Source organism: Flammeovirga sp. MY04 (assembly GCF_001682195.2).
Classification (GTDB): domain Bacteria; phylum Bacteroidota; class Bacteroidia; order Cytophagales; family Flammeovirgaceae; genus Flammeovirga; species Flammeovirga yaeyamensis.
Genome location: NZ_CP003561.2, coordinates 1,994,635 through 2,010,485 on the forward strand (window position 1 = coordinate 1,994,635; position 15,851 = coordinate 2,010,485).

General features: G+C 39.0%; 10 protein-coding genes. 1 reads left to right on the forward strand and 9 read right to left on the reverse strand.

Annotated features, from left to right (window positions below; genetic code table 11):
- From MY04_RS27095 to MY04_RS27135, 9 genes are all read right to left on the reverse strand, one after another.
- A complete protein-coding gene (locus tag MY04_RS27095) occupies window positions 1–630 on the reverse strand; it encodes a DUF4493 domain-containing protein (RefSeq protein WP_066216291.1) in 630 nt (209 codons plus the stop codon).
- 8 nt (window positions 631–638) lie between these two features.
- A complete protein-coding gene (locus MY04_RS27100; protein WP_084006174.1) occupies window positions 639–2,342 on the reverse strand; it encodes a DUF4493 domain-containing protein in 1,704 nt (567 codons plus the stop codon).
- A 30-nt stretch (window positions 2,343–2,372) separates the two neighbouring features.
- Window positions 2,373–4,181, reverse strand: coding sequence for an arylsulfatase (locus MY04_RS27105; protein WP_066216297.1), 1,809 nt, complete (start codon window positions 4,179–4,181; stop codon window positions 2,373–2,375).
- Window positions 4,181–5,506, reverse strand: a complete 1,326-nt coding sequence (locus MY04_RS27110) for a glycoside hydrolase 5 family protein (protein WP_158297951.1) — start codon at window positions 5,504–5,506, stop codon at window positions 4,181–4,183. Before MY04_RS27110 ends, MY04_RS27105 begins: the two co-directional genes overlap by 1 nt.
- 11 nt (window positions 5,507–5,517) lie before the next feature.
- The gene (locus MY04_RS27115; RefSeq protein WP_066216303.1) at window positions 5,518–6,726 is read right to left on the reverse strand and encodes an AGE family epimerase/isomerase; all 1,209 of its coding nucleotides are present in this window, start codon (window positions 6,724–6,726) and stop codon (window positions 5,518–5,520) included.
- Between the two features lie 114 nt (window positions 6,727–6,840).
- Complete coding sequence (locus MY04_RS27120; protein WP_269467717.1) at window positions 6,841–8,049, reverse strand: glycoside hydrolase family 130 protein; 1,209 nt, start codon at window positions 8,047–8,049, stop codon at window positions 6,841–6,843.
- A gap of 46 nt (window positions 8,050–8,095) precedes the next feature.
- A complete protein-coding gene (locus MY04_RS27125; RefSeq protein ID WP_066216310.1) occupies window positions 8,096–9,973 on the reverse strand; it encodes a sodium:solute symporter family protein in 1,878 nt (625 codons plus the stop codon).
- 14 nt (window positions 9,974–9,987) lie between these two features.
- Window positions 9,988–11,124 (reverse strand): glycoside hydrolase family 26 protein, encoded by a 1,137-nt coding sequence (locus tag MY04_RS27130; protein WP_066216313.1) that lies wholly within the window; start codon window positions 11,122–11,124, stop codon window positions 9,988–9,990.
- Between the two features lie 20 nt (window positions 11,125–11,144).
- The gene (locus tag MY04_RS27135; protein ID WP_158297952.1) at window positions 11,145–12,185 is read right to left on the reverse strand and encodes a nucleoside hydrolase-like domain-containing protein; all 1,041 of its coding nucleotides are present in this window, start codon (window positions 12,183–12,185) and stop codon (window positions 11,145–11,147) included.
- Window positions 12,186–12,785: 600 nt separating this feature from the next.
- Here MY04_RS27135 and MY04_RS27140 point away from each other — a divergent pair.
- On the forward strand, window positions 12,786–15,827 hold the full coding sequence (locus MY04_RS27140) for a SusC/RagA family TonB-linked outer membrane protein (RefSeq protein WP_066216321.1): 3,042 nt from the start codon (window positions 12,786–12,788) through the stop codon (window positions 15,825–15,827).
- Window positions 15,828–15,851 lie beyond the last annotated feature (24 nt).

Below are 15,851 nucleotides of genomic sequence, written 5' to 3' on the forward strand. Positions count from 1 at the left end.
CTAATAGGAGATATTTATGGTATATTCTGTCTTTTCTTCCAAGCCAGAAATTACTTGTTTACTATTTAAGAGAGTACCATCCATTTCTTCGATGGTCGTTTCCAAGACAATAGCCGATCGCTCTACGTACACTTTGTTACTTGTAGAAGCATCGATCATTACTTTATCGTGGGCGGTATGGATTTCTGTAGCGTACGACTTTGCATCACTTTTCACTTTATCATCAAATACTATGGTAAGTAGCATGTGTTTTAAAGTGCAGGTAACGCTGACGTCTGTGGTCTTTCCGCTTTCAATGGTAAAATCATTTTCTCCAGAATAATAAGGAGCATCAAAAGTGATGTACGGCATTTCCTCTTGGTTGAAAATCTGTACTTGATATTCGCCTACGGCTAATGATATACTTTCTGGAGCATCAGATAATTTCTCAAAAGAAAGCACTGTTTCTCCTTCTGTATTTTTTATCATCACTCCATAATCGTCCGCACTTTCTGATGTTCGTTGGCCAGAAGAAGTATGTAAAACCAACTGTCCTGTGGCTATCTTTTCGGCCTCATCTTCTGATGTCGTACAGCTAAAAATCAATAAACCGATCAACGCTGCAATGATATTTCTATTCCAATGTTTCATTCTCTTGATTAGTTAATTACTGATACTTTTTTCGCTGTATTTTTTAGACCATTCACATCGTTCACGATACCATTCCCCCAATCGGATAATGTAGTTCCTTCCCAATCGGTCGATAGATCGAGGTATTCTACGCCTCCCGAATTTCCTTTCCAAGACCAAGCGTACCAACCTAATCCTAAGCGTTCGCATTCCGATAAAATATGTGTATATGGAATCTGAATAGGGTTGTCTGCCGTTCCGCCATGTTGGAAACCGAATTCACCCACAATTAGCGGTAACTTCATGTCGACTGCCTTTTCTAAGTTGGTCGTAATCGTCGATTCGTTTCTATAATTCTCGTACATATGCACCGAGAATAAGATGTTTTTCTGAGGGTCGTGATTTAAGATTTCCTGACCATAATCGAAGATAGGTGTCATGTCTTGTCCCCATCCACTTCCGTCGATAACGATCGTATGTTTTAAACCTGCATTTCGCATCATAGTGATTGCCTCTTTGTAAGCATCTCTATAAATCGTATCTCTTCCACTCCATTCGTTGGCGATGTTTATCAGCAGTACACTTTCGTATTCTTTCATGACCGAAAGGATATCTGGACGAACATAGAATTCGGCCATTTTTAGAAGGTTTTCTTTGCTTTCATCACCTGTTACATCGTGCAATTCAATCATTGGTACCAAGCCTAAACGTAGGGCCTCATCGAACATACGTTTTAAGGTAGTTGCTTCCTCAATATCACTCCAGCTATTTGACTGATAGTTGGTTTGCCATACCATTCTTACAGAGTTCGAATAATAAGCCGCGATTGGCGAAAGCGCATCGAAAGCATAATGTCTGTTGCCGCTATCAAACCAAAAATGTGCATTATTGACTCCTTTTGGAATGAATTCCATACCATTAGCATCATATAATTTGCCTTCCTTGATAAAGAAACCAATAGAGGTATTGTAATCCGGTCGAGCCTCTCCTTGAATTGGAGTCACGATAATCGAATGCTCCCCACCATCCACTAAAGAAGTATCGACAGTTACGACAATTTTTCCAGAACCGCTTTCTACATCTACTATAACTTTGTAGTGGGTTTGAGGTTGGATATTTTCAATTACAAACTCTACATTCTGCAATGCTGAACCTGTTCCAACGATCGATTTCACCGTCAGATTCCCACTCGATCTAAAGTAGCCTGCTCTCGTTTCTTCTTTCTCGAAACTCAATTCTCCAAAAGAAGATTTTACAATAGATGAGTAATCGTTAAACTGATTTTTTACTAAATCGCTATACTCCACCGTCACCTTTGTATTCTGAAGTTTACATTCCAAAGTGGTCGAAGTAAGACGAGTCGCCTCAATGGCAAAATCATCTGATGTACCTCCATATTGAGGGTCTTCGAATCCAAATTGATTGGTGGAATTACTCGAACCCACCGCTTTATACACTCCAGATGTCAATTCAATTTCCTCTGGAATACTCGATGATGAAGCGTATTCTTCTACAGTTTGACCATCGCTGTTTACAATGGAAATTTTCACATCATCTGTCGATAATTTTCTGGCGTTGTCCACTTCATCCACCGACTGATTGATGTTGACAGTCAAAGACAATTTTCCCTTTCCTCCCTCTTTTTCCACTAATGGAGAATCGTTCGATGAACATCCTGTTATACAAAAAAGTAACAGTAGTAAGTTAGTAATCATGTTTAATTTCATAGTCATAATTGTAGTGAATCCAATACTAGAAGGTGACTATTGCGCTGCCACCTTTCTTGTTTCTATTTCTTTTATTTCTAAAATCCCTATTCCTTTCTTTTTGATGATCAAGCTGGCTGTGGTTTGATCAATCGATGGCAAAGTGATGCTTCCTAAATCCAATATTCCCCAAGTTTGTTCCTTGGCTTCTTGCTCCCTCATTACCCTATCTGGAGTGGGCAATGCCTTCGGAATAAAATCTTGATGAATGGTAGCAGACACCACTTTATTCCCTATTCTAAATTCCATTTCAGAACCTATAATGTTAATTCCAGCATATTTCAACTTCACCTCAAATGTCGAAGGTTGTATCACTTGCACTGGCCATTGCACTTCTGCTTCCCCTTTTACTTGATACCAATCGTGTGCCCAACCATTCACGTTCGCCTTAAAAGCCAAATCACCTTTTCCATTGCTTTCGTGAGCCGCCAAAACTACTCTCGGACTTTCTGTATAACCCATCGGAATCTTCAAATCAGAAAACCCAGCAGACGTTACATCTTTGTACCAATTCTCAAAAGCTGTTTTGAGTTCTTGCGTCTTTTCTGGTAACTGATCTTTGAGATTATTTTCTTCTGATGGATCCTCTTTCAGATTATACAATCCAACATCGCCATATTCCGTAGTGAAACGATAATCCCCTTGTCGTACCGCCCCTCGATCGGCTGTAATCTCGAAGTTGGTCATGTGTGTATATAAATTCCTTTCGCCCAAATCATCTGATGTACCCATCAAGTAGTTACTCAAATCAATACCGTCGAACTGAATGTTTTCTGGTTTTTCGATCCCTGCCAATCCCATTAAAGTTGGCATCAAATCGATATGGGCCGTCAGACTACTTTTCGACGAGTTGGGAATATGTCCCTTCCACTGAATCGCACAAGGCACCAAAGTTCCCCCTTCGTGCACCGATGTTTTTCCACCTCTCCAAGGACCATTGTAACGTGCCCCTTGAGGACCATTATCCGAAAGGAAAACCACGATGGTATTTTCTTCCAACTCCTGATCTTTTAGGTGTTTCATCAACTTACCAAGGTTGTCGTCGATGTTCTCGCACATACCATAGATGGTCGCAATCTTTTTGTTTTGCTTTTTATCGTACCCAAAATCAATATCCTTGTACTTATCAAAATATTTATCAGGCACTTGATAAGGAGTATGAGGAGCATTTAAAGGAACAAATGCAAGGAAAGGTTCATCTTTATGTGCATCAATAAATTGGATGGTTTCATCCATCAACACATCGGTGATAAAACCTTTAGTCGACTTCATTTCTCCATTGTATTCCAATTCAGTATCAAAATAATTGCTCCAATGTCCTGATGTAAAACCGAGGAATGTATCGAAGCCTTGTCCTTGAGGATTTTCGGGGTAATGTGCTCCATTGTGCCATTTACCAAAGCATCCCGTGGCATAGCCCGCTTCCTTAAAAACCTCTGCGATAGTCACCTCTTCCGATCGCATATTTTCTCTACCTCTTGTCACAAAAGAAACGCCTGTTCTTAGGTGATAGCGACCCGTTAATACACTTGCACGAGTAGGTGCACAAACAGGACTCACATAAAATTGATCCAATAACGCACCTTCCTCTGTCATCTTATCGAAATGAGGTGTTTTGAGGTACTCATTTCCGGTGTGCGAAAAGTCTCCCCAACCCTGATCATCCGTAAGAATAACAATCACGTTTGGAGGTCTTTGTGTTTGCTCTTGCACCACTTTAGCGGTACAAGAAGCAAACAGAAGACTACACACAACACAAATAAGTGCTTTTCCTTTTAGTGAGTATATTTTATTGAATTTCTCCATTATTCTTCCACATTTTCTGCCATCACATCAGTAGAAATTCCTTGCATTTTTTGAGCGTATTGAAGAATCACTTCTTGAGTACTTTTATCCTTATCGTAGACACCATACCAACCCTGAGGTTCGTGAGGAGGATCTCCTAAGAAATCGTCTCCTTTTTGCCAAAATTCTTTTGGTGCTCTTGGTCTTCCCTCACCAGAATAAGCCCAGAAATTCATTCCATAAATGGGCGCTCCTTCTTTGGCCAATTGATACACTTGATCGAACACAAAGCCGTAATATTTATCGCGCCATTGGGTTGTTGCTGTTGGAGAGTAATCGTCGTTATCTCTTGCTATACCAAACTCTTCCAATACCGCTGGCTTACCCAACGTTTTGGCATCGTTTACATGTTTCGTCAAGTATTCTACTACTTCCTTCTCGGTGTTATCAAATTCTTCTGCTGCATTTGCAGGATTGTACCATCCCCAGTTTTGCGCCCAAATGTGAATCGTTACATAATCGATATCATCAAAAGCATTGTCTTTTAATAAATTGATGCCCGCATCCGGCCCGGGAGAATCACCTTCCGATCCCAAAGAAACCAAGTGATTAGGATCCATCGATTTAATCAACCCTGCAGTCTTTTTAATCCATTGATGATACTCCGATACTTCTGAATATCCCCTAGGCTCATTAGCCAATTGCCAAGACATGATGGTTGGGTCTTCTGTATATTTTAATCCCGAAATACTGTTTGTTCTTCCAACGACTACTTTTAAATGATCTTCGAACATTTTAGAAGCTTTTTCATCTGCATAAAATTGCTTAGAGTAATCGGTAAATTTATTCCACTCTTTAGAAATCTGAGGGTATGGAACTGCACCTTTTCCTGCCCATTGTAAATACTGAGGCATGCCTCCCGACCATGTCCAGAAGTTGTTCAAAACCATCACGGCTTTCATGTCTCTTTTCTTCATTTCGTCCAACAAGAAATCGAGACCTACAAACACCTCTTCGTTGTATTTACCGGGTGCTGTTTGCATTGTTGGATATACTTGGAATTCCTGATTTTCGTCTCCTTCAGAAGAGGCCAAAATTCTGAGGTTGGTAATTCCCATGGCTTTCATCTGATCCAACTCTCTAAGTAAACGATCTCGGTCGTCATTTTCCATACCGATGTTCATTCCGTACCAATAGTTTGCTCCCATAAAGTAATAGGGTGATCCGTCCAACATCAAGCGGTCGGATTCGACAGTTACAAAGTTCGTTTTTGATACTTGTTCCTGAGTTGATTTCACGCAGGAAGTAGTAAATAAGAGTATCGCTAGTCCTATAAGTAATTTCATTCTATTCATTTCTATATTGTTGTTTTTGCTAATCTTTCAAATCTTCTGATCCCCTCTAAACAGGCTCTCCCGTTATGATAAGGGGCTTTCCAAGGACCTACTTTATCCTCTTCTAAATTAGGAACATTGTTTTCGTCGACTCTCCACCACCATTCTCCATGGGCGATATTGACGATATTTTCCATAGTATATTCCCAAAGCTTTAAAGCTACTTCATAATACTTTTCGTCGCCCGTATTTTCGTAGGAATTGATGAAACCAACCATGGCTTCGACCTGTGGCCACCAATGTCTATCGGTATCCGTAATGCCTTCGGGGTTTCCTTCGTTCACAATAGCTCCATCTTCTGCTATCCCTTCGGCTATTGTCACATCGGCAATTTTATTGGCCGCTAATTTCACTCTTTCCAATAAAGTGATATCACCTAAAGCCTCTGCCGCTTCTTGTATTAACCACGCTCCTTCGATATCATGACCATAACTTATTTCGTCTGATTTCAACTGCCAGTTTTCATCAAAAAACAGTTTGAAATGATAGGTCTCCGTGTCTAATATTTGATCCAAGAAAAGGGTAATCAAATTATGTAATTGATGTCCGACCCTTGCATTCTTCGTCGCTTTGTAAAGTGTTGTATAGGCTTCTAAAATATGAAGGTGAGTATTATTTGTTTTCTTTTCATTCTTGTCTTTATCACTTAATCTTAGATCCTCCAATAACACCCAATTTTTAGAATACGCCTCGAAGTAACCATTCAGTTTTTGATCAAAAGCATGTTCTTCGATTTTATCAAAAATATCCATCGCCACTTGAAGTGGAGCATCGGTTCTTTTTGCCATAGCATATTCAGCAAAAGCGTAGATGACGAATGCATTGGCGTAGACTTGCTTCTTACTATCGACCACTTCTCCTCTATAATTCACCATCCAAAATACGCCCCCTTTCTCCTTATCCAAGAAATGATTTACGATGTAATCGTAAGCGTAGTCACATATCTCTAAGTACTTTTTCTCTTTCAATTGATTGTAAGCGGCAGCAAACGTCCATAAGATTCTTGCATGCATAATCGCTCCTTTATCGGCGTTTTCGATCACCTGATTATCGTAAGTGATTTGACCGAAGAACCCCCCATTTTTGGTATCGATAGTATGCTCCATCCAATACGCTAGGATGCCTTCTTGGAGTTCTTTTTTTAGTGATATTTCGAATGATTTTGTGTTCATATAGAGTAGTATTTTTTTTGCCCTTGATACGGTGATCCCATGATTGAAATCATGGGTTGTTGGAGTAGGAATCTAAGCAGACTTCCGTCTGCTTAGATTTTGATTTCATCTCTTCTACACCGTCTGTCTGTTCGGTACAATCATCCCCAACTCTTCCATCATCTTCTCGTTCTTTTCCACCATATCATGGATAGTTTGAACGGATGTTACTGAACGATACCCATCTTCTGGAGTGTTCTTACAGTAATCTACCAACTGATCAATCGTTGATGTCGCTACATGCATTCTAGTATCTGATGATGCATAGTAAATTTTCACTTCACCATTGTCATCCGCAATCCATCCATTGGCGAAGGCTACATTGGAAACATCACCTACTCTTTCATCATCTAGTGGGGCGATGAAATGACCTGCCGGACGATGCGTTACTTTTGTTGGATCTTCCAAAGAAGTCATGAACATGTAAAGAACATAGCGTAAGCCAGCTGCAGTGTTTCTTACGCCATGTGCCAAGTGCAACCAACCCTTCGATGTCTTAATTGGAGCTGGCCCCTGACCGTTCTTCACCTCTTTTATGGTATGGTAAATTTTAGGCTCGATCACCACTTCTTTTTTCACTTCCGCATTTTCCATTGAATCCGTCAAGCCCCATGCGATACCTCCACCAGAACCGGTATCGATAAATCCGTCTTGTGGTCTTGTGTATAGTGCATATTTTCCGTCGACAAACTCTGGATGAAGCACTACGTTTCTTTGTTGTCCCGAGTAAGAAATCAAATCGGGTAAACGTTCGAAATTCACGAGGTCCTTTGTTCTTACAATACCTGCCGCTGCTACTGCCGAGGATGTATCTCCTTCTGGTACATTGGGATCTTTTCTTTCTGTACAGAAAATACCATAAATCCAACCGTCTTCGTGTTGAGTTAAACGCATATCGTACACGTTGGTATCCGGCTCGTCTGTTTCTGGCATAAGAACAGGTTTGTCCCAGAATCGGAAATTATCGATGCCGTTATCACTTTCTGCCACAGCGAAGAATGACTTTCTATCTACTCCTTCCACTCTCACCATCAATACATATTTGCCATTAAACTTGATGGCTCCAGCATTGAAAGTTGCATTCATTCCAATGCGTTCTTGCAAATGAGGATTGCTCTCTTCATTTAAATCAAATCGCCAATAAATCGGCGTATGTTCTGCCGTTAAAATAGGATTTTGATACTTGGTGAAAATGCCGTTATATTTTGATGAAGCTTCATTCTTTTTCGATAATAAAACCTCTTGTTCTTCGATGAGTTGGATTACTTTCTCTTTGAAATTCATTGCCATATTATTTACTGTGCCGAAGCACGATTTGTCGTTTTTTTAATTATTCTGCCATTGCTGGCTCTTGTACTTTTTCTGGAACCTTCTTCGGATCTTCCGGTAATTTATCGTACCAATTTTTCTTCAAGATTAAAGTGGTGATGATCAAAACAGCGGCTGTCGATAGTATGCCCATTTCTTCTTTGATCACGATGTATAATGGAAGTAATGTTAGGGTGGCTTGCCATACGATACCCGTTACCACGTTAAACATATCCTTTTTAAAGTCCTTGTTCCCTTCAAAAGTGGGATCAGTAGCCATTACTTTCTTCTTGATAGGTCCCCAGAATCCCCAAGGTTTTACCGTTTTATAGAAGTTGACCAACGTTTTCTCTTCTGTTGCTGGCGTTAATAATGTTCCGGCTACACAACCAATTAAGGATACTAAGAACAATAACGGGAAGTAGTACAATTCCAAGGTCTGCTTAAATACCAATGGGAAGATCATAGATGCTGCAATACCTGCTGCCATTCCCCAGAAAAAGCCGTGACCATTGAATCTCCACCAGTGCCATTTTAGGAAGTTGGCTGCGATGTATCCACCGTAAAGTGCCGATACAATCCACTGTAAAACGGAGTTGATATTTTCTACATACAAACCGATGATTGTACTGATGACCACTACAGCTGCTGAGATAATATAACTCGCTCTCATTTGTAGTTTTCCACTTGCCTTAGGGTTGATATATCTCAAATAAATATCATTTACTAGGTAGGCTGGAGCGGCATTTACTGTGGATGCGAATGTCGACATAAAAGCGGCTAATAAACCTGCAAGTAACAATCCCATCAAACCAGACGGCACAAACTCTTTGATTGCCATGGGAAGAATATTTTCAAAATCAAATCCTGATCCCGCTTGGTTGATGTCTCCACTGAAATACACCACTGCAAGAATGGTAAATCCACCGATCATCAAATATCTTGGGAGGAACATGACTGCCGATACAAAACCACTCATCTTTGCGGCTTCTTTTGGTGACTTTGTCGACAAGATTTTTTGCATATCAAAGTTAGGTGCTGGACCTGCCATAGATGCGAAGAACCCTTTAAACAACATCATCATAAAGAAGATAGAGAATGGAGTAAAACCGTCGTTTCCAATTTTATCGTTTACCGAAGGTATGTAGGCCGACCAATCCATGTCCAAATCAAATCCAAAGAATGGTGTATCCCATCCTTCAGGAACCATGGCCATTAAGGTGTTGGAATCTACTTGTGTCATGGCTATACCTGCAATGACTAAAGCCGAAACCGTCATGATGGCGAATTGTAAAACATCTGTCCATACAATCGATAGCATACCACCCATAACTACGTAGAAAGTAGCAATTGTTGTAAAAACAATACCGTAGGCATAAGGTACCTGCTCTGGGGCTAAATCAAATGGCATGAACTGTCCCACATATGACCAAGGAATAAATATTTCGATAAATTTTCCGATGCCGATAAATCCATACGATAAAAATCCAAGACAACTTAACAAGGCAAAAAATACCACTACCATATGCGAAAGCTTTCCGCCGGTACCATCACCAAAACGTGTTCTTATCCACTCTGCTCCTGTTAAAACATTCGATCTTCTTAGCCAAATCGACAAGTAGATCATCAAGAATATTTGATTGAAAGCCGGCCATAACCAGGGTATCCATACACTTTTCAGTCCATAAACAAAGCATAAATATACCATCCACATGGTGCCGGAGATATCAAACATTCCGGAAGCATTGGATAACCCGAGCATGTACCACGGTAAAGAATTTCCTCCAAGGAAATAAGATTCCATGTTTTTGGAGGCTTGTTTTTTAAGATATATACCGATCACTACTGTAGACAGTAAGTAAAGCCCAATAATGATCAGATCTAATAATTCTAGTTGCATAATGAGTTCGTTAATTAATTCACTTTCATATTCATCAAATCAGACTCAAAGAGAATGCTTGGATCTTCTTTGAATTTGATAAAGTCTTTGGCAGAAGAGTGACCTTTGTAAGGCACATAAAAATGATCTCTCTGTTCTTTTTGATAGTTGGCGTTTCTCCAAAGCATCACATAAGCGGCTTTCTTTGTCCATTCATTGTGATTTAGCTTGTCCAATAACTTGGTGGTAAAAAACTGATCGTCAGTCACTGCTTCCAAACCAGATTCTGTAAACGCACAGATTTTATTTTTTTGTTGGGCCAATTTGGCTACCGTTTCCAATTCTCTTATAATCCATTGTTCTCTTTCTGGAGTAGCGTTAGCACGGTAGGCACCGTAATCATCAAATCCTAAAACATCGACATATTTGTCGCCAGGATAACGCTCTAAATAACTTTCTTCCGAATCGAAGGCATCTGTAGAATAAACGTAGATAATGTTATGAATCCCCTTTTTATCTCTCAAATATTCCACTGTGAATTGCCAAAGTGTTTTATAATCTTTGATCTCCACATTCTTTCCTCCCCACCAAAACCATGAACCATTGTGTTCGTGCCATGGTCTAAATAATACTGGAATTTTCTTACCTTCTAATTCTAGGTCATCCACAAATTCGGCAAACAAGTCAAGCTTTTTAATAAAGTCTTGGTGATACTTACCTCCCTCCATCATTTCATGAAGTACTCTTGTGGTATCCCAAGAACTGCTCTTTTCTTTTAAATTGATCATGTGCCAACTCAAAGTGGTAATGCCTCCTCTCGAATACGACTCTTTGATATATCTTTTGATGTCCTCGAAAGGAACACCATCCAAGTTTTTTTCCTCTCCAATATGTCCCATATCCCAACCATAAAGGCCAGGGTAATCTCCTGTCACATTCTTTACATCCGATCCATCGCCCCACCAATGGTATCCATAAGCCAAGTCGTCTTGATGTCCAAAAATTGTTTTTCCACTTACGCTCACCTGATGTAATTGCTCGTATAATGCTACCGTCTCCTTCGTTGCTTTCTTATCATTTAGCTTTGGTGTCTTTGCCTTATCTTCGGCTGTTCCAAAGTTTAGTGTGAGAAGTCCTATAAGAAAAGAAGCTGCTACTAATCTCTTTCTCATTGTCTTAATTATTAAAAAATTTATTCTGAAGGCACATAAGTGTTATTGTAAAGCTGATCGAGATTCATTAGAAGGGAGGAAAACATCTCTTCCCTTCTGGCAACGATCACCGATTTTCTTTCCAATAATACTTGGTCGGCCAACTCCCATGATTGACATGGCTTTTTGTAATTCCATTTCTTTGTTTCTGCTCTATCTATCCAATATTGTGGTCTTTCTACAGGAAAAGGTTTAATGTAGTTTCCTGTCCACCCTCCGAACTCAGGGTGATTTCGATGAATATTCGGATCTAAGAGGTACATAATGGGCAATGCTTCGTCGAGTACTAATTTCTGTTGAGTGCTTTTCGAAAGATAATTTCCTAAAGCACCAAACTGCTGCACTTCGCTAAACATTTGTTTGGGCAGGTTCCCTTCCGAGATCCCTTTATAGGCCCAATCGTTTTCGATCCACCATAGATTTTTAAATCTTTCGAAAACTTCCGTTCTTCCCCATCCGTTCCAATTGAGGTTTCCACAAACATCATCTTCTGGAGATTTAATACCCGAACCGATCGTAATTAATCTTATTTTTTGCTCGATATCTGGAGCGAGAAATAAAGCTTCCTTAATCAGTTTCATGTCGCCCAATACTAAAATATATAAAGGCTGTTCCGATTCTTTTCTAGCTGTTTGAATAATTGTATTCGTTGCTTGATCAAGATCGTTCACCACTTTACTAGATAGTTCTCTTGGCGATGGATAAGCATTGTTTTGAAAACCATAATTGTTATTTCTAAAATCAGATGCATATTGATCTAGGATATTATTCAATCTATTATCCATCTCATCTCTGTTTTTATCAGCAATTATTGATTCAATCCTAACAATATTCGCATGCCATAATAAATAGATCAAAGCATGTTCGTCTGCCTCAAAAAATGGAGTGGTATTGATATCGGTAATGATCATCAGTCTGGATCTCTCTAACCCAGAGGCATGATGCTGTTGTATCTCTTTGGAACAACTACTCATTCCATAAAGGGATAAAATTAACAGCACTATGTAGTATATATTCTTCATATAAGTCTCTGATGTATTACTTGATTTTTAATATCATGTTTCAAATGTACATCAAACACCTAAAGAGGGATATGGAGTTTTTTATTTTATATGATGACAGCCATTTGATATACAGATAAAATTATCCGTTATCAAGGTGGTACTTTTTTTACACAATCAGCGATTAAATATGTAATAGGACATATTTTGGGTGTATTATTTTTTCAAATATTTGATTTCAATGAGTATAAATATGTTTCAAAAAAAAGTCATTTTCATCAATAAATAATTGATGTATCATTTGTTAAATTATAGGGATATTTTAATTTTTTCCACTTTTTGTTCCATATTGATTAAACAATGAAGATGAATTACAAACTACAATGACAATGACTACGAAGAAAGGGTATTTTTTCATCAACTCTGAAAAATTATTCCCTAAATGAAAATTACGTTCTGAGAAAAATATATTTTTTTCAACTCCTTTTTGTAAAAAAACAACCTATGTTTAATTAGTGTCCACCCTACATTTGTAAACATAACGCCGCGGTTATTATTACTTATAAATTTCAACTAAACTATTTAGGTTGAATTAAAACAAAACGATAAAAAAAGATAATCATGCAGATCTTAAAAAATTTTTTTCTGCTGTTCGTCGCTATTACACTATCAATTAGTGCTTACGCACAAGAACGTACTATACAAGGTAGTATAACAGATGAAACAGGTGGTCCGCTTCCAGGGGTGAATGTTAGCATTCAGGGAACAACGATTGGAACGATTACAGACTTTGACGGTAAGTTTAGATTAAAGATTACAACAGATGATACTATATTAAGCTTTTCATCTATTGGTTACAAAACGGTAGAACTTCCAGTAGGAGCACAAACAGAAATCAACTTACAAATGGAAGTTGATTTAGAAGAGTTAGAAGAAGTTGTTGTTATTGGTTACGGTACTGCAAAGAAAAGTGATGTTACAGGATCGGTATCTACAGTAAAACAAGAAGAACTAACGGTTATTGCAACAGAGGATGTAAACAAAGCACTTCAAGGTCGTGTACCTGGCGTGCAAGTAACCAACTCTGGTAATCCGGCAAGTGGTTCTAAAGTAAGAGTAAGAGGTATTGGTACCATCAATAATTCAGAGCCTTTATATGTTGTGGATGGATTCCCAATGCAGGATATCTCTCACATTGCTCCTCAGGATGTAGAATCGATGGAAGTATTGAAAGATGCATCGGCAACGGCTGTATATGGTTCGAGAGGTGCTAACGGTGTGATCTTGATCACAACTAAAAGAGGTAAAGCTAATAGTAAGTATACTTATACTTTTAATGCCCAAGCTGGTGTAAAAGAAGCATCGAACGTGATTGAAATGGCCAATGCTTCTGAATATGCTCAATTGGGTTTAGAAGCAAATCGCTTTGCTGAAGGAACTGACGAATTCGAACAATTAAGTTATGTAGCCAACGGGAATTATCAAGGAACGGATTGGCAAGACGAACTTTTAAGACAAGGTTCTTTCCAAAACTACAACTTTGGTATTAACGGTGGATCAGAAAAAAATCAGTTTAATTTCTCTACATCCTATGTAAAAGACGAAGGTATTCTTAAAGGAACAGATTTAGAGAAGTTCTTCGTGAAATTTAATAACAACCACAAGCTAACTCGTTGGTTAGACTTTGGACAAAATATTGCCTATACGCACGCAAATTACTCTTTAACGAACTTGAATGATATCTATTCAAGTCCTTTGACACAAGCCTTATGGGTTGACCCAATCACGCCAGTATATAACCCTGATGGATCGTATGCAAGAGCCAATTGGTCGTACAACAACAACCCAGCAAGAATGGCTGAACAAGAGCAATACAAACGCTCTTTCGATAACAGAATTGTAGGTAACTTCTCTTTAAATGCTAAAGCAACTAAAGAGTTATCGTTTACTTCCAACTTTGGTGTTGATTACAGAAACCAATCTCAAAAAATGTATTTACCAGAATACTATGTTTCTAACGAGGAACAAAGAATGATTTCACAATTAGATGAGCACAGAAACATTCGCTTCGACTGGGTTTGGTCTAACTACGCTAACTATACGAAAACATTTGGAAAACATACTGTTGGAGGTATGGTCGGTATGGAGATGCAATACTTTAGCTACAATAACATGATGGCGACAGGTTATGATGTTCCTTTTAACGAAAACATGCGCTACTTAGGTTCTGCAAAAGGATCTGATTTCTTCTCTACTTCTAACCAAGGGGCTAACGCATTGCAATCGTACTTCGCTCGTGCGAACTACAGCTTTGATAACAAGTACTTATTAACTGCCACATTTAGAGCAGATGGTTCTTCGAAATTCGCTGATGGTAATCGTTGGGGCTTCTTCCCTTCATTCTCGGCAGGATGGAACATTAAAGAAGAGGATTTCATCAAAGAGTCTGATATTGTTTCACAGCTAAAATTAAGAGCTGGATGGGGTGAAGTAGGTAACCAATCGTCTGCAGGTAACAACGATTACTTATCAACTGTAACTAACAACCTTCGTTATGTAGTCAACGGACAAGTGATTGAGGGTAGAATCCCAACTACTTTATCTAACCCAGATTTAAGATGGGAATCTTCGGAAATGACCAATGTGGGTGTTGATATGGGCTTGTTCAACGATCAGTTAACATTCAGTGCTGAGTACTTTATCAAGAACACGAAAGACATGGTAGTGCCTCAGCCAGTACCTGATTATGTGGGTGCAAACTCTCCAAATGTGAACGTAGGTACAATGCAAAACAAAGGTTTTGAATTTGCCATCAACTATAGAAATGTAGAGCACGAAGTGAAGTGGAATATTGGAGCTAACATCGCTGTGATTCAAAATCAGGTGACGAACCTTGGAGAGACAGGACACATTGATGGAGGTTACATCGATAAATTAGGTTTTACAACTAGAACAGAGGAAGGTCAAGAAATTGCTTACTTTTACGGATATCAAACAGACGGCATCTTTAGATCTCAAGAAGAATTAGATGCCCATGTAGACGGAGAGGGTAATCCTTTACAACCTAATGCGGGTATTGGTGATGTGAAGTTCGTAGATGCCAACGGTGATGGTGTAATTGATGATGATGATAAAATGAACTTAGGTTCGGCAATCCCAACTTTCACGGGTTCATTCAACATCGGTATGGAATACAAAGGATTTGATTTAAATCTATTCTTTACTGGTTCTTATGGCAACGAAGTAGCGAACATTCAAAAGTTCTGGATCGAAGATTCTAACGTTCAGAAAAACCAAACAAAGAACTACTACGATAATCGTTTCCACCCTGTAAACAATCCTGATGGCACTATGCCAAGAGTGGTTTCTGGTGATCCGAATAACAACCGCAGATTCTCAGATAGATATGTGGAAGATGCTTCTTACCTAAGATTACAAAACGTTCAGTTAGGTTACTCATTCAGCGACAATGTATGTAAGAAAATGCATATGCAACGCTTCAGAGTATACGCATCAGTAGATAACTTATTTACCCTTACAAACTATAGCGGTTACGACCCAGAGGTGCCTGACCACTACGGTGATCCACTTGCCCAAGGTATCGATATTGGAAACTATCCAAAATCAAGAACATTTTCAGTAGGCTTAAATGTTACTTTTTAATCTTCAACAACCAAAAGAAGAAAG